Genomic DNA, 21,634 nt, shown 5'->3' with positions numbered 1-21,634 from the left:
AAGATTTTTTCCAATCATATATATTCTTCTAACAGTTTAAGACCATAATAATCTAGTTTGGAATTATAAGTTAAAAGTATGATATTGTAAAAATACTCTATTGATATACAAAGTGCGGTTAATTTTAAAAACCTTTTTGAAATTAACCGCACTTTTTTACTTAATTTTTTAAGCAAATCTTTTCAAATTCATTGAAGAATGTAGGAAAGGTTTTGGCAGTACATTTGGGATCTAAAATCGTCACTGGTGTGTTTGATAGTGCGATTAGAGAAAAACACATTGCCATACGGTGATCGTTATAGGTCTCAATATTGGCGTGTTTAAATTGATTGAGTGGAAGCGGTTGAATACGAATAAAATCTTCGCCTTCTTCGATTTCTGCACCGATTTTACGTAGTTCGGTTGCCATAGCTGTTAAACGATCTGTTTCTTTCACACGCCAGTTATAAATATTGCGAATGATGGTTTCGCCGTTGGCAAAAAGTGCGGTGGTTGCAATCGTCATTGCGGCATCTGGAATGTGGTTCATATCCATATCAATGCCATTTAATTCAGCGTGTTCGGCTTGGATAAAATCCTCTCCCCAAGTGATTTTTGCCCCCATTTTCTCTAATACATCAGCAAATAAACGATCGCCTTGAATTGAGTTTTTGCCAATGCCTGTTACTTTCACTTTCCCTTTAATTGCTCCAGCTGCGAGAAAGTAAGAGGCTGATGATGCATCCCCTTCTACCAAATATTTATTAGGCGAAATATAGGATTGATTGCCCTTAACTTGAAATTTTTGGTAGTGATGATTTTCAACGTGAACACCAAAATCTCGCATCATTGCAAGGGTAATGTCAATATAGGGTTTAGAGACTAGTTCACCGATAATTTCTATTTCTGTGTCATTTTCTGCAAGTGGCGCAGACATTAAAAGTGCGGTCAAAAATTGAGATGAAATTGAACCATCAATTTTGACTTTTCCACCTTTTATCCCTTTGTTGCGAATTGCGAGCGGAGGATAACCCTCATTCTCTAAGTAGCGAATATCTGCACCCGCTTGGCGTAATGCATCGACTAAATGGAGAATTGGCCGCTCTTTCATCCGAGGCTCGCCAGTTAAGATGATTTCGCTTTCGGTTTTTCCTTTTAAGCAAAGTGCTGCGGTTAATGGACGCATTGCCGTCCCCGCATTACCAAGAAAGAGAGAAAGATTGTCCTGTATATTGAATGCTCCGCCCAATCCCTCTATTTCACAAATAGTTTTATCATCAGACAGTTGATAGCGTACGCCCAATGCTTTGAGGGCGTTAAGCATATGTCGAATATCATCGCTATCTAATAAATTGGTTACTTTTGTTGTGCCTTTCGCTAAGGCGGCTAAAAGTAATGCGCGATTCGATAAACTTTTAGAACCTGGTAAATTAATTGTTCCTTCAACCGCACTTATTGGTGCAAGAGTAATTTTTTCCATTACAACACCACCGTTTTATTTTTATAAACAAAAATTCTATCGTGTAAAGCGAGATCAAGGGCGCGACTTAACACGGTTTTTTCCACATCACGGCCAGCACGCATCATCGCTTCTGCATTATAAGTATGATCCACATTAATCACATTTTGCATAATGATTGGGCCTTGATCTAATTCGTTATTAATAAAATGTGCCGTTGCGCCAATAATTTTTACACCGCGTTCATAGGCTTGTTGATAAGGCTTGGCACCAATAAAAGCAGGCAAGAATGAATGATGGATATTAATCACTCGATTTGGATAACGCGCGACAAATTCAGGGTTTAGCACACGCATATATTTAGCGAGAACAATATAATCTGGCGTATATTCATCAATTTTTTCTGCCAGTAATTTGTCGTGTTCTACACGGGTTAAGTTTTCGTGGCTAACTAAATGAAATGGAATATTAAAACGTTCAACAAGTTCACGTAAATTATCGTGATTGCCGATGACTGCCGCAATTTCTACATCAAGCGCACCATAATAATTTTTCATTAAAATATCGCCAAGGCAGTGAGCTTCTTTTGTGACTAAAATTACAATTCGCTTACGTTGGGTGCTAATTAATCGACAATTCGTTCCTTCGGGTAAGCTATATTTTAGATCTTCTAATAAAGTAGCTTCGTTAAAAATACCTTCCAATTCTGTACGCATAAAGAAATGCTTGGTTTCAAAATCTACAAATTCATTATTATGCAGAATATTTAGTTGATGTTTGTAACAAATATTAGTTATTTTTGCGATTAAGCCTTTATCATCAGGGCAATCAGTGAGTAATATTTTTTTTTCGATCATAATGTTGTGTGCTATGTTTAGATAAAAAAATAGAACCCATAAAAATGAGTTCTAGTTTCGAATAAAAAAATTAAATTTCGAAATCAGATAATGATTTACCTTTGTTCAATGCATTTTGAATTGGACGTGGTGTGCGACCTTGACCCGTCCAAGTTTTATGCTCACCATTTTCATCAATAAAGGCATATTTTGCAGGGCGTGGAGCACGTTTTGCTCGAATTGATACAGTTTTTGTGCCAAAAATTTCGTGTAATTCTTCAGGTGTAATACCTTCTTTTTCCATTAATTCTTTATATTTAGCTAAACGCTCTTTTCGCTCTGTCTCTGCTTTAATTAATTCTGCTTCATTAGCACGTTTTTCTTCGATAGCTGTTTGTAATTTTTCTAGGGCATTTTCTGCTTGTTCTAACGTTAATTCACGTACAGCTGCACGTAAACTACGAAGATTTGTTAAACCTCTTACTAATTCGTTCATAATAAACCTCAATAAATAACATTAAATGTGGGAAAATTTAATTTAATAATAGAGAAAATAAAATTTATTGTAAATATCTATTATTAAATAAATGGTCGAAACAGATATATTTTTTTGTGTTTATTTTCTTTGTATTTTTATTCAAGTTTATAAAATTTTTATAAAATCTGTTGGCATTTTGTTTGTTTTACGGTAATCTCTCCAATCACTACAAAAGTAGAGGCGCAATTATTATAAGTATTTTTTCAGAGTGGATAACGAAGAAGAAAAAAGAAAGGAATAGTTGCCGAAATCAAATAAAAGTCGTTTTGTTTGGTTGGTGGCGTACTCGAAAGGGGCGACACTGTCATAGTTTTTCTGATTAACTATGGAGTGCTACGGTTGTTTTGGTCTTATTCTGTCCTGTGCTTTCCGTTCTCTCCATTAATTATAGGTATTATTTAATGGAACTTATTGATTTTTCATCATCTTTTTGGTCAATCGTCCCTGCTTTGTTGGCGATAATTTTGGCGATAGCAACTCGCCGTGTTTTGGTTTCCCTTAGTGCGGGGATTATTATTGGATCATTAATGTTAAGCGATTGGCAAATCGGCAGCGCATTTAATTATTTGGTAAAAAATGTGGTTTCTTTGGTTTATGCCGATGGTGAAATCAATTCAAATATGAACATTGTTTTGTTCTTATTATTGCTTGGTGTTTTAACCGCACTTTTAACCGTATCAGGTAGTAATCGTGCCTTTGCTGAATGGGCGCAAAGCCGTATTAAAGGTCGTCGTGGTGCTAAATTATTAGCGGCATCATTGGTTTTTGTTACTTTTATTGACGATTATTTCCATAGTCTCGCTGTAGGCGCAATTGCTCGTCCTGTGACAGATCGTTTTAAAGTTTCTCGTGCGAAACTTGCTTATATTTTAGATTCAACGGCAGCACCGATGTGTGTAATGATGCCAGTTTCCAGTTGGGGCGCATATATTATTACTTTAATAGGCGGTTTATTAGCGACTTATTCGATCACGGAGTACACACCAATTGGTGCATTCGTAGCAATGAGTTCAATGAACTTCTATGCAATTTTCTCCATTATTATGGTGTTTTTTGTGGCATATTTTTCTTTTGATATTGCTTCAATGGTGCGTCACGAAAAATTAGCTTTGAAAAATACTGAAGATCAGTTGGAAGAAGAAACGGGTACAAAAGGTCAGGTGCGTAATCTTATATTACCTATTTTAGTTTTAATTATCGCTACAGTTTCAATGATGATTTACACGGGTGCAGAGGCATTGGCTGCGGATGGCAAAGTGTTTAGTGTTTTAGGTGCATTTGAAAACACCGTAGTAGGGACATCTTTGGTTGTAGGTGGATTCTGTTCAATTATTATTTCTACTTTATTAATTATTCTTGATCGTCAAGTGAGTGTTCCTGAATATGTACGTTCTTGGATTGTGGGAATTAAATCAATGTCAGGCGCAATCGCAATTTTATTCTTTGCTTGGACAATTAATAAAATAGTAGGCGATATGCAAACAGGTAAATATCTATCTTCTCTTGTGTCTGGTAATATTCCAATGCAATTTTTGCCTGTTATACTTTTTGTTCTTGGTGCAGCGATGGCATTTTCAACAGGTACGAGCTGGGGAACATTCGGTATTATGTTGCCAATTGCCGCAGCAATGGCAGCGAATGCCGCACCAGAATTATTGCTTCCTTGTTTATCTGCAGTAATGGCAGGGGCTGTATGTGGCGATCATTGCTCGCCAGTGTCGGATACAACAATTTTGTCTTCAACGGGTGCGAAATGTAATCATATTGATCACGTTACTACTCAGCTTCCTTATGCTGCCACAGTTGCAACAGCGACTTCTATTGGTTACATTGTGGTAGGGTTTACTTATTCAGGTTTAGCTGGTTTTGCAGCAACGGCAGTTTCATTGATTGTCATTGTATTTGCAGTTAAAAAACGCTAAAACTGTGATCTCATTCAAAAATTTGAATAAAAAATAATATTTTTACTATTTTATAAAATGCGGCATTTTGTCGCATTTTTTTATTTTTATTGATGGAAAAATTTATAAAAAACTAAATTTTCATTTATATTTGGTTTTTTATATTTTTTTAATTGATTTTTTTGTTGTTTTAGTGGCTAGACAAATTTTTTTTACTTTGTATTATGTGAAACATTGACATAATCTGTTCGTATTTTTAAAAGTGCGGTGAATTTAAGGAGTGAAAAATGAAGAAGTTATCTGGCGCAGAGATGGTGGTTCAATCTTTACGTGATGAAGGCGTAGAGTATGTATTTGGTTATCCCGGAGGCGCGGTATTAGATATTTATGATGCAATTCATACGCTGGGTGGTATTGAACATATTTTAGTTCGCCACGAACAAGCTGCGGTGCATATGGCGGATGGTTACGCACGTTCAACGGGTAAAGTTGGATGTGTGCTAGTGACTTCGGGGCCTGGTGCAACAAATGCTATCACTGGTATTTTAACGGCTTATACCGATTCTGTGCCTATGGTTATCATTTCGGGTCAGGTTATGAGCAATTTAATTGGCAGTGATGCTTTCCAAGAATGTGATATGCTGGGTATTTCTCGTCCCGTTGTGAAGCATAGCTTTATTGTCAAAAAGGCGGAAGATATTCCATCTACTTTGAAAAAAGCCTTTTATATTGCGTCTACAGGTCGCCCTGGCCCTGTTGTTGTGGATATTCCAAAAGATACTGTAAATCCTAATTTTAAATATCCTTATGAATACCCAGAATCTGTCGAGTTACGCTCTTATAATCCCACAGTAAATGGGCACAAAGGCCAAATTAAAAAAGCGTTAAAAGCACTTTTAGTGGCGAAGAAACCGATACTTTTTGTCGGTGGTGGCGCAATCACTGCTGAATGTAGTGAGCAGTTAATTCAGTTTGCACAACGCTTAAATTTGCCAGTGACTTCATCGTTAATGGGATTAGGGGCTTATCCAAGTACAGATAAACAATTCTTAGGTATGTTGGGTATGCACGGTACTTTAGAAGCTAATACGGCAATGCACGAAAGTGATCTTATTTTGGGGATTGGCGTTCGTTTTGATGATCGTACAACAAATAATTTAGAAAAATATTGCCCAAATGCAAAAGTGATTCATATTGATATTGATCCAACCTCGATTTCTAAAAATGTTCCAGTCGCGATTCCAATTGTCGGAAATGCGAAAAATGTATTGGAAGAATTTTTGAGTTTATTGAATGAAGAAGGCTTGAGATCGCAAACAGATCTTGAAAGTTGGTGGCAAGAAATCAACCAATGGAAAGCAAAAAAATGTTTGGAATTTGACCGCACTTCTGGTGTGATTAAACCGCAACAAGTCGTGGAAGCGGTATATCGCCTCACGAAAGGACAAGCTTATGTGGCTTCTGATGTAGGTCAGCACCAAATGTTTGCTGCGTTACATTATCCATTCGATGAACCGCGTCATTGGATTAATTCTGGTGGTGCAGGCACAATGGGTTTTGGTTTTCCTGCGGCACTTGGTGTGAAATTAGCTCATCCTGAAGGAACAGTTGTTTGTGTTACTGGTGATGGAAGTATTCAAATGAATATTCAAGAGCTTTCTACCGCAACGCAGTATGGTATTCCTGTTGTCATTATTTGTTTGAATAATCATTTCTTGGGAATGGTAAAACAATGGCAAGACTTGATTTATTCTGGTCGTCATTCACAAACCTATATGAATTCCTTGCCTGATTTTGTGAAATTGGCTGAATCTTACGGTCACGTAGGAATAAAAATTGCTACCCCCGATGAACTTGAAAGCAAATTGCAAGAAGCATTCAGTATTAAAAATAAATTAGTCTTTGTAGATATTAATGTAGATGAATCTGAACACGTTTATCCAATGCAAATTCGTGGTGGCGCAATGAATGAAATGATTTTAAGTAAACCTCAAGAGGAGACAAACTAATGCGTAGAATTTTATCTGTTTTACTCGAAAATGAATCGGGAGCATTATCGCGTGTTGTTGGTTTATTCTCTCAACGTGCCTTTAATATTGAAAGTTTGACGGTTGCGCCAACGGATGATCCAACGCTTTCTCGAATGACTATTGAAGCAGTGGGCGATACTCAAGCATTGGAGCAAATCGAAAAACAACTCCATAAATTAGTGGATGTGTTTAAAGTGGTTAATTTAAGTGAACAGGAATATATAGAACGAGAAATTGTTTTAGCGAAAGTCAGAGCCGTGGGGTCATCTCGCGATGAAATTAAACGATTAGCCGATATTTTCCGCGGTCAAATTGTAGATGTCACACCAAAGTCTTACACAATTCAATTAAGCGGTACAAATGATAAAGTTGATGCGTTTATTTCTGCATTGAAAGAAGAAACCACATTGTTAGAAATTGTTCGTTCTGGCTTGATTAGTGTATCTCGTGGAGAAAAGAATATTCTTTAAAGTAGGGGCGTAAAGTGCGGAAATATTTTAATAGAATTTTACCGCACTTTATTATAAATACATTTGTTTTTTATAAAAAAATCGTGACCAAGTTCACAAATCTAAAAATATGTATTTGCATAACTGATAGGATTTCTTTATTCTGAACCCACTAAAAACAAGTGCTATCTTAAATAGCCGACATCTATTTTGCTTTCCGAGTAGTGCCCCATTGGGGCACTTTTTTTATGCTTATTTACAGAATAAAAAATCCCTTTCGTGAGAAAGGGATTTTAATTATCTAAATTACATTTTTTCTACGGTTTTAATACCGAGTAACTCTAAACCTTGTTTTAAGGTTTTTTCCGTTAATAATGCCAATTTCAAACGGCTTAATTTTACGGCCTCATCTTCAGCATTTAAAATTGGGCAATGTTCATAGAATGATGAGAATATGCCAGCAAGTTCGTATAAATAAGCACAAAGCACGTGTGGTGTGCCTTCTTTTCCGACAGTTTGCACCGCTTCTTCAAATTGGAGAAGTTTAATTGCAAATGTTCTTTCTTTATCATCTTCAAGCGTTAAAGGTGCAGCTAAAAGTGCGGTCGAATTTATATCTGCTTTATTAAAGATCGAACGAATACGGGTGTAAGCATATTGCATATAAGGCGCAGTGTTACCTTCAAAACTTAACATATTATCCCAATCAAAAACGTAATCCGTGGTGCGGTTTTTGGATAAATCTGCATATTTTACCGATCCAATACCAATAGCCTCAATCACAGCTTGTTTTTCATCATTAGATAAATTGGTATTTTTTTCATTAATTAATACAGTGGCGCGTTCGATGGCTTCATCTAATAGATCGGCTAATTTTACCGTGCCACCAGTACGAGTTTTAAATGGCTTGCCATCTTTACCAAGCATCATCCCAAAGTTTTTATGCTCTAACGAGAAACTGTCTGGTACATAACCTGCTTTACGAGTAATTAGCCAAGCTTGTTGCATATGTTGGCTTTGGCGAGTATCTGAAAAAACAAGGGCGCGATTAGCTTTTAATGTTTCATAACGATATTTTGCTGCAGCTATATCAGTTGTAGTATAAAGGAAACCTCCGTCTTTTTTCTGAACGATTACGCCCATTGGGTCTCCTTCTTTATTTTTGAATTCATCCAAATAAACAACTAATGCACCATCATCTTCCACAGCTAAGCCTTGTTTTTTAAGATCTTCTACAATGCTCGGTAACATAGTCTTATAAAGACTTTCGCCCATTACATCTTTTTCGGTTAAAGTCACATTTAAGCGATCATAGTTATGCTGATTTTGTTGCATAGTAATATCGACTAAACGTTTCCACATCGCTCGACAATATTCATCTCCACTTTGTAATTTCACGACGTAATTACGCGCTTTTTCTGCGAATACTTCATCTTCATCGTAATGTTTTTTGGCTTCGCGATAAAAGGCTTCAAGATCTTGCAATTCCATTTCACTGGCGTGTTCGTTTTGCATTTTTTCAAGATAAGCAATAAGCATTCCGAACTGAGTTCCCCAGTCGCCTACGTGGTTAGCGCGGATGACATTGTGACCTAAAAACTCAAGGGTTCTGGCTACAGCATCGCCGATTATCGTAGAGCGTAAATGACCTACGTGCATTTCTTTTGCTACGTTTGGAGAGGAATAATCAATCACAACTGTTTGTTTATTGGTAGCTTGAATACCTAAATTTTTGTGGGAAAGTGCAGCTGAAATTTCAGTTGTTAGCCAAGTTGGATTTAAGAAAATATTGATAAAACCTGGGCCTGCGATTTCTAATTTTTCTGCAATATCAGATAGTTGAAGATTATCTAAAACTTTTTGAGCAAATTCTCGTGGATTTAAACCTAATTTTTTTGCTGCAGCCATAATACCGTTGGCTTGATAATCGCCAAATTGTGGTTTGCCTGATTGACGAACAAGCGCATCACAAGATTGATCAGCACCTGCAATAACCATTGCTTGTTTAATTTTATCGGATAGAATAGATTGAATATTCACGTTTTTTCCTATGTTCAAATTGAATAATAAAAATAATCGGTTATGATACCGTTCTTTGTATATTTCTCAAAGGGACAAAATGACAAATTTACAGGAAAATTTGACCGCACTTTCAGCAGATTTAGCAACATTTGAAAGAAAAATTCAGCATTTAGCCAAAGAAATGACAATAGATCTGTCTCACTATGAAATCGATCATCTTGCATTACGGGTAAATAGTGAGCAAAGTGCTAAAAATTGGCTGATACTTTTATTAAAGTGCGGTAGAATTTTATCTGATAATATTGTTAATGGTCGTAAGATTTATCTTATTGAATTAGAAAAACCAGTTAAATTTGCCAATCAATTTGTGGATATTATTGAACTTCCACTTCCTAAAAATAAAAAATATCCAATTGAAGGTTGGGAACATATTGAGATTGTAGTGCCATTTTTACCGAATGAATCGATAAATGAATGGATTGACCGTGTTAATATGTATTTTTTATGGAACAAATTAACTCAATTAACCATTAAAGTGAGCGAGCCTAAGGTGGATGGGGAAAGATTACCAAATCCATCTATTGCAGTAAGTTTTACGGATAAAACAGTAAATCATACTTGCATTAAGGTTCATCCTTATTCTATTAAAAAAATACTTGAGGTTTAGTAAAAATGAATAAATTATCACTTGCATTCGTTGTTTTAGCAACAGTAGGCTTGAGTGCTTGTTCTTCTTTTCAAAAAGATGAAAATGCTTAAAGGTCAAATCGTTTTTAGCCAAATGGAAGGCGAAAATCTTAAATTAACTATTCGTAAAAATGATTGTTCTGGTAACCAGCAGAAAGGAGAGGAAGTTATTATTGTGCATAAGTATGATTCAACTCTTGCTGTTGGGGCTTGTGTGACGGTGTCTAATAATAGCCAAGTAAAGAATATTTCATCATTTTCGCCAAGAAATCCATTTTAATTCTTAAATTAAGGATATAGATATGAAAAAGAAAACACTAGCATTAGCTATCTTAACTATTTTTAGTGTGGCTGGATGTACGAATACAGATATTTTTAGTGGCGATGTGTATAGTGCATCTCAAGCAAAGGAAGCTCGTTCAATTACTTATGGTACGATTGTTTCTGTGCGTCCTGTTAAGATCCAAGCTGATAATCAAGGCGTAATTGGTACTCTTGGTGGCGGTGCGTTAGGTGGTATTGCGGGTAGTGCAATTGGCGGTGGTCGTGGTCAAGTTATCGCAGCAGTAGTTGGTGCGATTGGTGGTGCAGTAGCTGGAAGCAAAATCGAAGAGAAAGTAAGTCAAGTAAACGGTGCTGAACTTGTAATTAAAAAAGATGATGGTCAAGAGATCGTTGTTGTTCAAAAGGCTGACAGCAGTTTTGTAGCTGGTCGCCGAGTTCGTATTGTTGGTGGCGGCTCGAACTTAAATGTTTCTGTGCTATAACTAATAGCATTAAAGTCTAATATGATTAATCAGTGCCTTAACTTAGTAAGGCACTGATTTTTTATAATTAAACTCATTTAAAATATATATTTATCGTTTATCTAAGATAAATTTAAAGGACTAAATTCTAATTTAGTCCTTAGACAAACTTGGAATTTGTTCCTCCCCTTTCTGAACACTCCATCTAAAACATAACATAACATAACATAACATAACATAACATAACATAACATTTATTTTTCTGATAAATTTTTTTATAATCTTAAAATTTTGCTTTAAATCAAATAATTTAAGATGATATTTAATAAAATGTAAGAGTGAAGTTATAGTATATTTATCTAAGCTCATATACATCTCATAAAGTATACTTTTCAACACTTTATTACTTTTATCCACATGATATATTTCTAGCAACGACACACTATTAATTACTTTTATATCTATACCTATCTTATTAAGGTAATATGTAATATTTTCCCTCTTTATCTTTTTAGCTACCTCATTTTGCTTATGATTATAAACTGATGATGTTTGGTTTCCATGTAGTCTATATTGTACCAATGCTTCAGGATAATTAGCTAAACAACCAAGCCTACTAACCTCTGACCAAAACTTATAATCTTCTGCATACGGATAATCTTTATTAAAGATTAATTTATGCTCTCTATATACATTTGCTCTCATAATCATAGTATTGTTATGTATCGGATTATAGAAAAGCATAGCTTCACAAATCTCATTATGTATCAATGGATTTTTCCATATATCTCCAGTTTTATATTGAGAACCGATAATTCCACATTCTTTTTCTACAATAATCTCTAAGTATGATCCCATTGCTGTAATATGATCATTTTTCTCTAGATAGGTAACTATTTTCTCAATCCACGATGGTTTAGCTATATCATCAGCATCCATTCTCGCAATATATTTACCTGAAAAACAACCAAGACCTATATTCAAAGAATTTATGAACCCTAAATTATATTTATTACTAATAATTTTTATCCTTTTATCTAATTTAGATATTTTTTCTAAATGAGACAAAGTCAAATCTGTTGAACCATCATTGATAACTATAATTTCTAGATTTTCATAACTCTGATTAATAATGGATGAAATGCTTTCATCTATATATTGCTCAGCGTTATAAGCACAAACAATAACCGATACTAATGGAGGATTTTCCATATAAGCTCCAATTTTACACTCTTATTTAAATTATTTTATACGTTATTTAAATAACAAAAGGATATGCATAGATAACCAGTTAAAACTCTCCTAAATTAATTGTTTTACAATAGAAATTTGAGTTTTTTAAATCACTGTGATTAAAACGCCATTCATATTCCTTTAAAAATAGCTTAAGAATATCATAACCTCTGTAGAAATTCATATAAACAATACTACCTTGTTTACCTTTTCTCGAATAATCGGTAACAGTGTTGCAGATTGCATATTCATAACCACCACGGTGTATACTTTGCCATTTCGTTTCAAAAAAAAAATTAGGAAGTTTTTCCAGCTTCTCCTTGACCAAGTTTACCTTTCAGAGCACCACCAAAATAGCTTTCATTCGCTTGAATTTCACTTTCAAACATTTCCATATGTAGGCTGCTTTGAGTGATAAATAATGGTAGACGATGAAAGTAATAAGCTGAAGTTTATTTATATTTACCAACTTAGCTGCAGCTAGAGCTGTCACACTTGTCAGAAATATCTCAATAAGTTTATTTTGCTTATATTGACTTAAGCGACTTTCTCTCATTTGATTATCTTAACCTAAATAGAGTTTTTAGTCGTTATCTGTGACAGCTCTAGAATTATTCAAATCCAAATAATTAACGCCATGCTTTAAATTGATTGATTAATCCATTTGTTGAACTATCGTGGCTTGCGACTTTTTCAGAATCGGTTAATTCAGGAAGAATTCTGTTTGCAAGTTGTTTGCCTAGCTCTACGCCCCATTGATCGAAGCTAAAGATATTAAAAATCACACCTTGTACGAAGATTTTGTGTTCATACATAGCAATTAATGCACCCAAGATAAATGGCGTGATTTTTTGAACGAGAATGGAATTAGTTGGCTTATTACCCGTAAATACTTTAAATGGAACGATATTTTTTACATCATCCAAAGATTTACCCGCTTTTATAAATTCAGCCTCGACTTCCTCTTTTGTTTTTCCGAATGCTAATGCTTCTGTTTGTGCAAAGAAGTTTGAAAGCAATTTATTGTGATGATCCGCCAATGGATTGTGGGTTTGGGCTGGTGCGATAAAATCACAAGGAATTAAAGTGGTACCTTGATGAATTAATTGATAGAACGCATGTTGTCCGTTTGTACCAGGTTCTCCCCAAATAATAGGGCCAGTTTGATAATTATTGATAATATTACCATCACGATCTACATATTTCCCATTTGATTCCATATTACCTTGTTGGAAATAGGCTGCGAAGCGATGTAAATATTGATCATAAGGTAAGATCGCTTCTGTTTGCGCACCAAGAAAATTGGTATTCCATAAACCAACTAAGGCTAAAGTAGTTGGGATATTTTGTTCGATTGGAGCAGAGCGGAAATGTTTATCCATTTCATGCGCGCCATTTAATAACTCTTCGAAGTTTTCAAAGCCAATGGATAGTGCAATTGAAATACCAATGGCTGACCATAAAGAATAACGACCGCCAACCCAATCCCAAAATTCAAACATGTTATTGGTATCAATACCAAATTTTTCTACATCTTTAGCATTGGTTGATAATGCTGCAAAATGTTTTGCAACCGCACTTTCATCTTTCGCAGCTTTCAGTAACCAATCACGCGCACTTTGCGCATTTGTCATGGTTTCTTGAGTTGTAAAGGTTTTCGATGCCACTAAGAAAAGAGTGGTTTCTGGATTGATTTTTTTTAAGGTTTCTGCAATATGTGTACCATCCACATTTGAAACAAAATGCATATTTAGATGATTTTTATACGAGCGAAGTGCTTCAGTTACCATATAAGGGCCTAAATCAGAGCCACCAATACCAATATTCACAACATCCGTAATCGCTTTGCCTGTATAGCCTTTCCATTCACCAGAAATAATACGCTGACAGAAATCTTTCATTTTAGTTAGCACCGCATTGACTTCAGGCATGACATCTTTACCATCTACAAGCACTGGAGTATTAGAGCGATTGCGAAGTGCGGTATGTAGTACAGCCCGATTTTCAGTACGATTGATTTTTTTACCGGTAAACATTGCTTCTTTTGCGCTATCAAGCGCGCATTCTTGAGCAAGTTGGCGAAGATGTGAAAGGGTTGTTTGATTGATGTTGTTTTTGGAAAAATCTACAAGAATTTGGTTATTAAATGTTAAAGAATAATCGTCAAAACGATTTTTTTCTTGTTTAAATAAATCTTGGATTGTGGTGTTTGATAATTCAGCTTTATGTGCTTCGAGAGATTTCCACGCTTGGGTGTGAGTTGGGTTAATATTTTTCATAGTATTTCCTTTCATTAAAAATAATTGAAATTTTAACCGCACTTTCTGGGATTTTTATTAGGGAAAATGACTCCCTCTGTTCAAAAAATGCAGTGATTAATCAACATATTCAGTTATAACACGTGGTGTTAATTTTGTAATTAGCTCGTAGCTTAAAATGCCTGTGAATTTAGCTACGGTTTCAATAGGTAATTCCTTGCCCCATAAAATTACTTCATCGCCTACCAAATCTTGGCTATCTGCGCCTAAATCAACAGTGAGCATATCCATTGACACACGTCCAACAATTGGTACAAGACGGCCATTTAAATAAACAGGCGTACCTTCTGGCACATCGCGCGGATAACCATCGCCATAACCCATTGCGACCACGCCAATTTTGGTATCTCGTGGACTTGTCCAAATACCGCCGTAACCTACAGGATCGCCTTGTTTATGATGGCGAACGGCAATTAATGACGAGGTTAAATTCATCACTGGCGTTAAGCCAAACTCTTTACCGATAGTATCAGTTGGAGAAATGCCGTACATAATAATGCCTGGGCGGATACATTCTAAGTGAGATTTTGGCCAGAAAAGAATGCCGCCAGAAGCTGCGATAGTGCGTTCACCTTGTTTATCTTTTGTGGCGGATAAAAAACGATTGATTTGAAGTTGGGTGTAATCTGATTCTAGTTCATCGGCTCGGCTGAAATGGCTGACAAAGCCTAAGTGCGGTTGAATTTGAGGGAGTTTTTTCAGTTCTTGATAAAAATAATCCACTTCATCAAGAGCAACGCCTAAACGGTGCATTCCCGTATCTATTTTTAACCAAACTTTAATTGGACTTGGTAAATTTGAACGTTTTAAAGCCTCAAGCTGTTCGTGATTGTGTACCACGGTTTCAATATTATTAACGGCTAGAATAGGCAAATCTTGTTCATTAAAAAAGCCTTCAAGCAATAAAATCGGTTTAGTAATGCCGTTTGAGCGTAATGCTAAAGCCTCTTCTAAACGCGCTACCCCGAAGCAATCGACGCTTTGTTCTAAGGTTGAAGCAACGAATACAACGCCGTGACCATAAGCGTTTGCTTTAACCACAGCAATAATTTTGCTATTTGGTGCTTTTTGTTTAATTATTTCTAAATTTTGTTTTAAGGCGTGCGAGCTAATTTTCGCTGTCGCCGGTTTTACGTTCATTATTTTTCCTTAATAATCATCTCGATATTCACGTTGTTCAGCGAGATTGTCGAAGCGTGAGAATTGTCCATTAAATTTTAACCGCACTCGACCAATTGGGCCGTTACGCTGTTTACCGATAATAATTTCTGCAACGCCTTTATCTTCCGAGTTATCGTTATAGACTTCGTCTCGGTAAATAAACATAATCAAGTCTGCATCTTGTTCAATAGAGCCTGATTCACGTAAATCTGAATTTACAGGGCGTTTGTCTGCACGTTGTTCTAAAGTACGATTTAACTGAGAAAGGGCAACTACTGGCACTTGTAATTCTTTGGCGAGTGCTTTGAGGGAACGAGAAATTTCTGCGATTTCTAGTGTTCGGTTATCTGAAAATGCGGGTGCGCGCATTAATTGCAAATAATCCACCATAATCATACTTAATCCACCATTTTCACGATAAACTCGGCGTGCGCGCGAACGAACATCGGTAGGTGTTAGACCTGAAGAATCATCGATAAAAAGATTATTTTTTTGCTTGAACATTCCTACTACGCTGGCAATTTTGTTCCACTCGATTTCATCTAAATTTTGACCTGTTCGGATTTTAGTTTGATCAACGCGAGCAAGGGAAGCGATCATACGCATCATAATTTGTTCTGCTGGCATTTCTAAACTAAATACTAAAACGGGTTTTTCACTTGCCATTGCGGCATTTTCGCAAAGGTTCATAGCGAAAGTGGTTTTACCCATTGACGGACGTGCCGCAACGATAATTAAGTCAGAAGGTTGTAAACCTGCCGTTTTTTTATCAAGATCAGTGAAACCTGTCGTAATGCCCGTTACACCTGAATGATTTTCAAGTTTGCTTAAAATATCGATTTTTTCAATGGTACTTTCTAGCACATTGATCACATTCTGCGGGCCTTCGCTAGAAGTTGTTCGTTTTTCTGCAATCGCAAATACTTCACGCTCAGCTTCATCAAGAATTAATTTGATGTCTTGACCTTTAGGAGAATAGCTATTTTCAGCAATGCGATTCCCTACCGAAATAAGTTCTCGTAATATGGCTTTCTCGCGCACAATATCTGCATAAGCCAAAATATTAATCGCGTTCGGAGTATTATTAGAAAGCTCTGCTAGATAGGCAAATCCACCTACTTCATCGCTGACACCGCGGCTTCTTAAGGCTTGATCTAGCGTAATTAAATCAATAGGCGATTGATTACGCATTAGATGTTCCATTTCTGTAAAAATTAGACGATGCTGAAAAGTATAAAAATCGTCAGCAATCACACGTTCAGCAATGCCATCCCAATGTTGATTGCTCAGCATGATGCCACCCAACACGGCTTGTTCAGCCTCAATTGAGTGCGGAGGAATGCTAACTTGTGCTGTTTTTTTGTCTGAAGATTTGATTTGAGGTTGTGATGCCATAGGACTTATTTCGATACTAGAATGTCGCCTATGATACCGCAAATATCTATTGGATTTAAGTGAAAAGTGCGGTGAAAAAAGGAAATAAAAAACGGTGGAAAAATCCACCGCTCTTTCATTTTAACGTATTTAGATTGTTGATTATTCAACAATTAATGTGCGACATACGTTAGTTTGTGTCGCACCTTGACCACCTTGGGTTACCAGTACTAAATCGCCAGTAGATAAATAACCTTTTTCTTTTAATGATTGAAGTGCTGCTTTTGCACCTGCTTCTGTACGACTTTCTTCACCGTGATAAATTGGTGTTACACCGCGGTATAGTGCACAAAGGTTTAGGGTTTCTTGATTACGAGATAAAGCAAAGATTGGTAAGCCAGAGCTAATGCGTGACATTAATAATGGAGTACGGCCTGTGCTAGTTAAAGTGACGATTGCCGCTACACCTTTCATGTGGTTTGCTGCATACATTGCAGACATCGCAACAGATTCTTCAATGGTTTCAAATTCTTTATCCATACGGTGACGAGAAACGTTAATGCTTGGCATTTTTTCTGCACCTAAACATACGCTAGCCATTGCTGCCACTGTTTCAGAAGGATATTGACCTGCTGCTGTTTCTGCAGAAAGCATAACTGCATCAGTTCCATCTAATACTGCGTTTGCAACGTCCATTACTTCAGCACGCGTTGGCATTGGGTTACTAATCATTGATTCCATCATTTGAGTCGCTGTAATTACAGCACGATTTAATTGACGTGAACGACGAATTAATTTTTTCTGTACACCGACTAATTCAGGATCGCCGATTTCTACGCCTAAGTCACCACGAGCAACCATAATTACATCGGATGCTAAAATAATATCGTCCATGGCTTCATCATTAGCAACGGTTTCTGCACGTTCAACTTTAGCAACGATTTTTGCATTTAAACCTGCTTGTTGAGCAAGTTCACGTGCATAATTTAAATCTGCACTTGAACGAGGGAAAGAAACGGCTAAGAAATCAACACCAATACGTGCAGCGGTAATAATGTCGGCTTTATCTTTTTCTGTTAGGGCATCCGCAGATAAACCGCCACCTAATTTATTGATACCTTTATTATTTGATAATGGACCACCAACAGTAACTTCAGTGAAAACTTTTGCACCATCAGTTGATAATACTTTTAATTGAACACGGCCATCATCTAATAAAAGAATATCGCCCGGCACAACATCTTGAGGAAGCGTTTTATAGTCTAAACCAACGGATTCTTGAGTGCCTTCGCCTTTTGGTAACTCTGCATCAAGAATGAATTTATCGCCAATGTTTAAGAAAATTTTACCGTCTTTAAAAGTAGAAACACGAATTTTAGGACCTTGTAAATCACCTAAGATTGCCACGGTTTTACCTAATTTTTTCGCAATAGAACGTACACGTTCAGCACGTCCGATATGGTCATCAGGTGTACCGTGAGAGAAGTTCATACGAACTACGTTTGCGCCCGCTGCGATAATTTTTTCAAGATTGTTATCACGGTCAGTTGATGGGCCCATAGTACATACAATCTTCGTTCTTCTTAGTCTTCTAGACATTATTTACTCCGTCAATAATTACAAAATTTTAAAGGTGTTATTTTACTTCGCTACATATTAGCCAGATAAAAAAATCGGTGCACATTATACGCTTAAAACTTTTGGAAATCAAAAACGGCTCAGTTATTTAAGCTGGTTTTGTTTACTTTTTTGCCAGTTATATCGGGTTTTAAGAAAAATACTTGTGTTCAAGTTAAAAATATCTATAATCACAACTACTTCACACAGTGCGACTATAGCTCAGTTGGTTAGAGCACCACCTTGACATGGTGGGGGTCACTGGTTCGAGTCCAGCTAGTCGCACCAAATTTTCTTTTCAATCCCTCTCAATCCATATCAAATAAAATTAAATTTCCTGGTAAATCAAGGTATTATCTGCTTTTATAAAGTCAATCTATATCAATCTATATTAATCTAACTCACTTTTTTGGTATTATATTTGGTAATATGATTTTGGATTTTTAGGTGTCGTAATACCAAAATTCATAAAAAAATTAAAAAATCACGCTTACCAAAATTATTTTCGTAATACCAAATGGGGAGGGAGGATGGCTGTATTAGTGAAACCATTAAGCATTACAGAAATCAATAATGCTAAACCTAAAGAGAAAGACTACTCACTGTCTGATGGTCAAGGTCTTTTCTTGCTCGTAAAAATGAATGGTTCGAAAATTTGGCGATTTCAATATTATAAACCAATTTCTAAAAAAAGAACTTTAATTAGTCTTGGTGTTTATCCTGAGATTTCATTGAAAGACGCTCGAGAGATTAGGGATTTATATCGTTCTTTGTTGGCGAAAAATATCGATCCGCAAGATTATCGTTTACAGCAAGAACAAAAAGCCATCCAAGAACGTCAATTTACCTTGAGCGAAATGGGGAAGGAATGGCTATACCTAAAGAAAAATGAAGTTGATACTGGTCGATTAAAAGAAGTGACTTTTATTGATATTGGGAAACGGTTAGAACGTCACTTGTTTAAAGTGTTGGGGCATTATTCTATTAGTGAGATTTCCGCTCCTCTTGCTATTGAGAAATTAAAACCATTAGAACGAGCAGGAAAATTGGATACATTGCATCGTATTATTGGTTATTTAAACCAAATAATGATTTATTCGGTTAATAGAGGGGTAATTAATTATAATGCAACCGCAGATATTGGAAGGGTATTTATTCGACCAATAGCTGAAAATAACCCTACTATTCGCCCAGAGCAATTACCTAAATTGTTTGAAGATTTGCAGAATAGTACCCTTGAAATTGAAACTCGTTGTGCATTAGAGCTACTACTACTTACCGCAGGTCGGGCTGGGGCTATTACTCAATTAGAATGGGGAAATGTAGATTTCGAAAACAGCTTATTGAATATACCGAAAGAAAAAATGAAGGGGCGACAAGGTAAAGTACAAGATTTTATCTTGCCATTATCCAAACAAGCTGTAACGATTTTGCGCTTGTTACAGAAGTTGAATCGTTGCAATAGTAAGTTTGTTTTCCCTAGCAAAAAAAATCCAAGACAGCCTATATCGAAAGAGACGCCAAATAAAGCACTTGGACGGATCGGTTATAGGAATATTTTGACCGCACATGGTTTACGATCTGTTTTTAGCACAGCTATGAATGAGGCCGAATTTAACAGTGAGATTATTGAGGTGTGCTTGGCACATTTTGAATATTCTTCCGTTCGTGGCACATACAATAAAGCAAAGTATATGCCACAACGGATCGAATATATGCAGTGGTGGGGGAATTTTGTAGAAGAGGCATCTGATGGGAAAGCATTAATGGGCTGCTAAGATGAATAGCAACCTGATTCAATTCTTTCAATGTAGTCATTTATTTGTGCATCAGTCCAAAAATTATTCCCACCGACTAGATGAGGCTTTGGAAAATTGGGGTCGTTTTTTATCCTTCTATAAATTGTTGGTGTGCTCATATCTAATAAAGCAGAAACAGTTTTCAAATTATGTAATTTTCTTGTCGTAGATTCCATATTTCCTCCAATAAAAAACCGCCCATAAGGGCGGTTATAAATATTCTGTGCTTACGCATACCATTTTTCTAAGTTTTCAAACTCCTTGACAACATCATGATAACCTAACGAATTTAATAGATCGCATAGGATTTTATCCGCTTGGTTATGCGCCACTTCTTTATCAGGATTTGATTGTAATGCCTTTAATTTATCTGCTATGTTCGCCGATGTTTCATCGTTTGGCGGTTTAGGCAAAGGCATCCAGTGCTTAATGTTATAACCAACATACCATTTAGCATCTTTCATAAGAAAGTTCATGCTTACACATTGAGTTTCAGCATCGAAAACTAAACACTTAATGCCTGGTTCGGGTAAACTCTCGGTGCATTTAATCCATCCATTGTTTTCACTCATTTTCGTCCTCTAAAATTGCTTTGCGTTTTGCTTTAATAATCGGCGTAACCACCCGTTTAATCGCTAGTTGCAATTCGTCTATAAAGTCCTCATCCTCCATATTGTCAAATGCAATACCCATCAAATTCGAATCAACTGCATTAAATAATTTGCGATAACCATCGACCTCATTAAACACTCCTCCCTCCCAGTCTAATCGCACGATATTTCCGCCTAACACTTGCGTACTTTTTGATATTTCGAGTTGATCACGTTGGTAGTCGTCCATTTCGACTTCAATTGTCATGTGGACTTTTGTGGTTATTTCATTGTTCATTTTCTGTTCCTTTTCCTTTGTAACTTGGATATTCAGATCTCAAAATCCTCTACAATAAACCAAAAGTTGTCACCTTTTTTGGCTTTAAACGGCTTAGGCAGTGTAACAGTGATTGTGTTGGATTTTGGTGCGGAGTCTTTTACAAAAAACCATTCCATGGTCAGATTAGCGAGCCATGGTTGGATAGTATCGTCTTCCGGCTGCATCACAAACTCGCCGTTTTTAGTCTTAGCGATAACTTTTAGTGGTAAATCAGGATTACCATCGCATAGCACTAGCAAATCTTCCTTGTAAGCCTTTTCCAATACTTGTTCTGACGTTAGTTTAGGTTCTTCCCACATTCCGACAATATCAGATGCATTATCAACATTATCTTTATACGCTCGCCCATTTATAGCCCAAAACATATTAGGGACTTCAATTATGTTATCCGCTTTAATAATATAACCATGTAATGGAAATTCGATTTTTTCACCGCTATCACAAACGTAACAGTCAGGGGTTTTATGACCAATATAAGCCTTTCTTCCACTTCTTAATACAACAGGCTCGCCATTTAAAGCCGCATCTAAGTTAAATTCTTTCATTTTCTTTCTC

General features: G+C 36.2%; 17 protein-coding genes, 1 tRNA gene, 3 pseudogenes and 1 riboswitch. Of the genes and pseudogenes, 8 read left to right on the top strand and 13 right to left on the bottom strand.

Annotated elements, in window-relative coordinates; genetic code table 11:
- Positions 1 to 160: 160 nt before the first annotated feature.
- The 3 genes from aroA to K6J66_RS08210 all read right to left on the bottom strand — a co-directional run bounded on the left by aroA (position 161) and on the right by K6J66_RS08210 (position 2,770).
- Positions 161 to 1,459, bottom strand: coding sequence for a 3-phosphoshikimate 1-carboxyvinyltransferase (aroA, locus tag K6J66_RS08220; RefSeq protein WP_005691273.1), 1,299 nt, complete (start codon positions 1,457 to 1,459; stop codon positions 161 to 163).
- Positions 1,459 to 2,295 carry a formyltetrahydrofolate deformylase gene (gene purU, locus K6J66_RS08215; RefSeq protein ID WP_038439945.1) on the bottom strand — a complete coding sequence of 279 codons (837 nt, stop codon included), beginning with the start codon at positions 2,293 to 2,295 and terminating at the stop codon, positions 1,459 to 1,461. The genes aroA and purU overlap by 1 nt, the downstream gene beginning before the upstream one ends.
- 70 nt (positions 2,296 to 2,365) lie before the next feature.
- On the bottom strand, positions 2,366 to 2,770 hold the full coding sequence (locus K6J66_RS08210; protein WP_005647241.1) for an H-NS histone family protein: 405 nt from the start codon (positions 2,768 to 2,770) through the stop codon (positions 2,366 to 2,368).
- Between the two features lie 209 nt (positions 2,771 to 2,979).
- Positions 2,980 to 3,156: riboswitch (Lysine riboswitch) on the top strand.
- A 57-nt stretch (positions 3,157 to 3,213) separates the two neighbouring features.
- Here K6J66_RS08210 and K6J66_RS08205 point away from each other — a divergent pair.
- The 3 genes from K6J66_RS08205 (at position 3,214) to ilvN (ending at position 7,213) form a co-directional block, all read left to right on the top strand.
- Positions 3,214 to 4,734, top strand: coding sequence for a Na+/H+ antiporter NhaC family protein (locus K6J66_RS08205; protein ID WP_040034841.1), 1,521 nt, complete (start codon positions 3,214 to 3,216; stop codon positions 4,732 to 4,734).
- Positions 4,735 to 5,000: 266 nt separating this feature from the next.
- Positions 5,001 to 6,722, top strand: a complete 1,722-nt coding sequence (locus tag K6J66_RS08200; RefSeq protein WP_048949938.1) for an acetolactate synthase 3 large subunit — start codon at positions 5,001 to 5,003, stop codon at positions 6,720 to 6,722.
- Positions 6,722 to 7,213: an acetolactate synthase small subunit gene (ilvN, locus tag K6J66_RS08195; RefSeq protein WP_110442505.1), complete on the top strand. Its 492-nt coding sequence runs from the start codon at positions 6,722 to 6,724 to the stop codon at positions 7,211 to 7,213. Before K6J66_RS08200 ends, ilvN begins: the two co-directional genes overlap by 1 nt.
- 285 nt (positions 7,214 to 7,498) lie before the next feature.
- Here ilvN and argS read toward each other — a convergent pair whose 3' ends face one another.
- Positions 7,499 to 9,232, bottom strand: a complete 1,734-nt coding sequence (gene argS, locus K6J66_RS08190) for an arginine--tRNA ligase (protein WP_110442504.1) — start codon at positions 9,230 to 9,232, stop codon at positions 7,499 to 7,501.
- A gap of 79 nt (positions 9,233 to 9,311) precedes the next feature.
- On the opposite strand from argS, the gene K6J66_RS08185 reads away from it, so the two are divergent.
- The 3 genes and pseudogenes from K6J66_RS08185 to K6J66_RS08175 all read left to right on the top strand — a co-directional run bounded on the left by K6J66_RS08185 (position 9,312) and on the right by K6J66_RS08175 (position 10,668).
- Positions 9,312 to 9,881: a VOC family protein gene (locus tag K6J66_RS08185; protein ID WP_110442503.1), complete on the top strand. Its 570-nt coding sequence runs from the start codon at positions 9,312 to 9,314 to the stop codon at positions 9,879 to 9,881.
- A 5-nt stretch (positions 9,882 to 9,886) separates the two neighbouring features.
- Positions 9,887 to 10,181 (top strand): annotated as a pseudogene (locus tag K6J66_RS09660) (hypothetical protein).
- A gap of 22 nt (positions 10,182 to 10,203) precedes the next feature.
- Complete coding sequence (locus K6J66_RS08175) at positions 10,204 to 10,668, top strand: outer membrane lipoprotein (RefSeq protein ID WP_011272483.1); 465 nt, start codon at positions 10,204 to 10,206, stop codon at positions 10,666 to 10,668.
- Between the two features lie 225 nt (positions 10,669 to 10,893).
- On the opposite strand, the pseudogene K6J66_RS08170 reads toward K6J66_RS08175, so the two are convergent.
- The 6 genes and pseudogenes from K6J66_RS08170 to pyk all read right to left on the bottom strand — a co-directional run.
- Positions 10,894 to 11,859, bottom strand: a pseudogene (locus K6J66_RS08170) (glycosyltransferase family 2 protein); the annotation flags it as partial.
- Positions 11,860 to 11,949: 90 nt separating this feature from the next.
- Positions 11,950 to 12,436: pseudogene (locus tag K6J66_RS08165) on the bottom strand (transposase).
- Between the two features lie 73 nt (positions 12,437 to 12,509).
- The gene (gene pgi, locus K6J66_RS08160) at positions 12,510 to 14,159 is read right to left on the bottom strand and encodes a glucose-6-phosphate isomerase (protein ID WP_038439939.1); all 1,650 of its coding nucleotides are present in this window, start codon (positions 14,157 to 14,159) and stop codon (positions 12,510 to 12,512) included.
- A 96-nt stretch (positions 14,160 to 14,255) separates the two neighbouring features.
- On the bottom strand, positions 14,256 to 15,338 hold the full coding sequence (gene alr / locus K6J66_RS08155; protein ID WP_038439938.1) for an alanine racemase: 1,083 nt from the start codon (positions 15,336 to 15,338) through the stop codon (positions 14,256 to 14,258).
- A gap of 9 nt (positions 15,339 to 15,347) precedes the next feature.
- On the bottom strand, positions 15,348 to 16,763 hold the full coding sequence (locus tag K6J66_RS08150; RefSeq protein WP_258172160.1) for a replicative DNA helicase: 1,416 nt from the start codon (positions 16,761 to 16,763) through the stop codon (positions 15,348 to 15,350).
- Between the two features lie 132 nt (positions 16,764 to 16,895).
- The gene (gene pyk / locus K6J66_RS08145) at positions 16,896 to 18,332 is read right to left on the bottom strand and encodes a pyruvate kinase (RefSeq protein WP_005665278.1); all 1,437 of its coding nucleotides are present in this window, start codon (positions 18,330 to 18,332) and stop codon (positions 16,896 to 16,898) included.
- A 229-nt stretch (positions 18,333 to 18,561) separates the two neighbouring features.
- On the opposite strand from pyk, the gene K6J66_RS08140 reads away from it, so the two are divergent.
- A tRNA-Val gene (locus K6J66_RS08140) sits at positions 18,562 to 18,638 on the top strand.
- Positions 18,639 to 18,880: 242 nt separating this feature from the next.
- Positions 18,881 to 20,128, top strand: a complete 1,248-nt coding sequence (locus K6J66_RS08135; RefSeq protein WP_105872745.1) for a tyrosine-type recombinase/integrase — start codon at positions 18,881 to 18,883, stop codon at positions 20,126 to 20,128.
- A gap of 248 nt (positions 20,129 to 20,376) precedes the next feature.
- Here the strand turns inward: K6J66_RS08135 and K6J66_RS08130 are convergent, their stop codons facing one another.
- The 3 genes from K6J66_RS08130 to K6J66_RS08120 are packed head-to-tail and all read right to left on the bottom strand — an operon-like array spanning position 20,377 to position 21,624.
- Positions 20,377 to 20,721 carry a DUF551 domain-containing protein gene (locus K6J66_RS08130; protein WP_005651298.1) on the bottom strand — a complete coding sequence of 115 codons (345 nt, stop codon included), beginning with the start codon at positions 20,719 to 20,721 and terminating at the stop codon, positions 20,377 to 20,379.
- Positions 20,714 to 21,037, bottom strand: coding sequence for a hypothetical protein (locus K6J66_RS08125; RefSeq protein ID WP_110442502.1), 324 nt, complete (start codon positions 21,035 to 21,037; stop codon positions 20,714 to 20,716). The genes K6J66_RS08130 and K6J66_RS08125 overlap by 8 nt, the downstream gene beginning before the upstream one ends.
- Positions 21,038 to 21,069: 32 nt before the next feature.
- Positions 21,070 to 21,624 carry a hypothetical protein gene (locus K6J66_RS08120; RefSeq protein ID WP_053082785.1) on the bottom strand — a complete coding sequence of 185 codons (555 nt, stop codon included), beginning with the start codon at positions 21,622 to 21,624 and terminating at the stop codon, positions 21,070 to 21,072.
- Positions 21,625 to 21,634 lie beyond the last annotated feature (10 nt).

Source organism: Haemophilus influenzae (genome assembly GCF_019703545.1).
GTDB lineage: Bacteria > Pseudomonadota > Gammaproteobacteria > Enterobacterales > Pasteurellaceae > Haemophilus > Haemophilus influenzae_E.
Note: the sequence above shows the minus strand (reverse complement) of the source record. Positions and strands in the feature narration are given on the sequence as shown.

Excerpts from the sequence above, each read along its gene's own strand:
- pgi (WP_038439939.1), bottom strand. The coding sequence starts at position 14,159 with ATGAAAAATATTAACCCAACTCACACCCAAGCGTGGAAATCTCTCGAA.
- aroA (WP_005691273.1), bottom strand. The coding sequence starts at position 1,459 with ATGGAAAAAATTACTCTTGCACCAATAAGTGCGGTTGAAGGAACAATT.
- K6J66_RS08205 (WP_040034841.1), top strand. The coding sequence starts at position 3,214 with ATGGAACTTATTGATTTTTCATCATCTTTTTGGTCAATCGTCCCTGCT.
- K6J66_RS08125 (WP_110442502.1), bottom strand. The coding sequence starts at position 21,037 with ATGAACAATGAAATAACCACAAAAGTCCACATGACAATTGAAGTCGAA.
- alr (WP_038439938.1), bottom strand. The coding sequence starts at position 15,338 with ATGAACGTAAAACCGGCGACAGCGAAAATTAGCTCGCACGCCTTAAAA.
- K6J66_RS08120 (WP_053082785.1), bottom strand. The coding sequence starts at position 21,624 with ATGAAAGAATTTAACTTAGATGCGGCTTTAAATGGCGAGCCTGTTGTA.
- K6J66_RS08130 (WP_005651298.1), bottom strand. The coding sequence starts at position 20,721 with ATGAGTGAAAACAATGGATGGATTAAATGCACCGAGAGTTTACCCGAA.
- K6J66_RS08135 (WP_105872745.1), top strand. The coding sequence starts at position 18,881 with ATGGCTGTATTAGTGAAACCATTAAGCATTACAGAAATCAATAATGCT.
- ilvN (WP_110442505.1), top strand. The coding sequence starts at position 6,722 with ATGCGTAGAATTTTATCTGTTTTACTCGAAAATGAATCGGGAGCATTA.
- K6J66_RS08185 (WP_110442503.1), top strand. The coding sequence starts at position 9,312 with ATGACAAATTTACAGGAAAATTTGACCGCACTTTCAGCAGATTTAGCA.
- pyk (WP_005665278.1), bottom strand. The coding sequence starts at position 18,332 with ATGTCTAGAAGACTAAGAAGAACGAAGATTGTATGTACTATGGGCCCA.
- purU (WP_038439945.1), bottom strand. The coding sequence starts at position 2,295 with ATGATCGAAAAAAAAATATTACTCACTGATTGCCCTGATGATAAAGGC.
- K6J66_RS08175 (WP_011272483.1), top strand. The coding sequence starts at position 10,204 with ATGAAAAAGAAAACACTAGCATTAGCTATCTTAACTATTTTTAGTGTG.
- K6J66_RS08200 (WP_048949938.1), top strand. The coding sequence starts at position 5,001 with ATGAAGAAGTTATCTGGCGCAGAGATGGTGGTTCAATCTTTACGTGAT.
- K6J66_RS08210 (WP_005647241.1), bottom strand. The coding sequence starts at position 2,770 with ATGAACGAATTAGTAAGAGGTTTAACAAATCTTCGTAGTTTACGTGCA.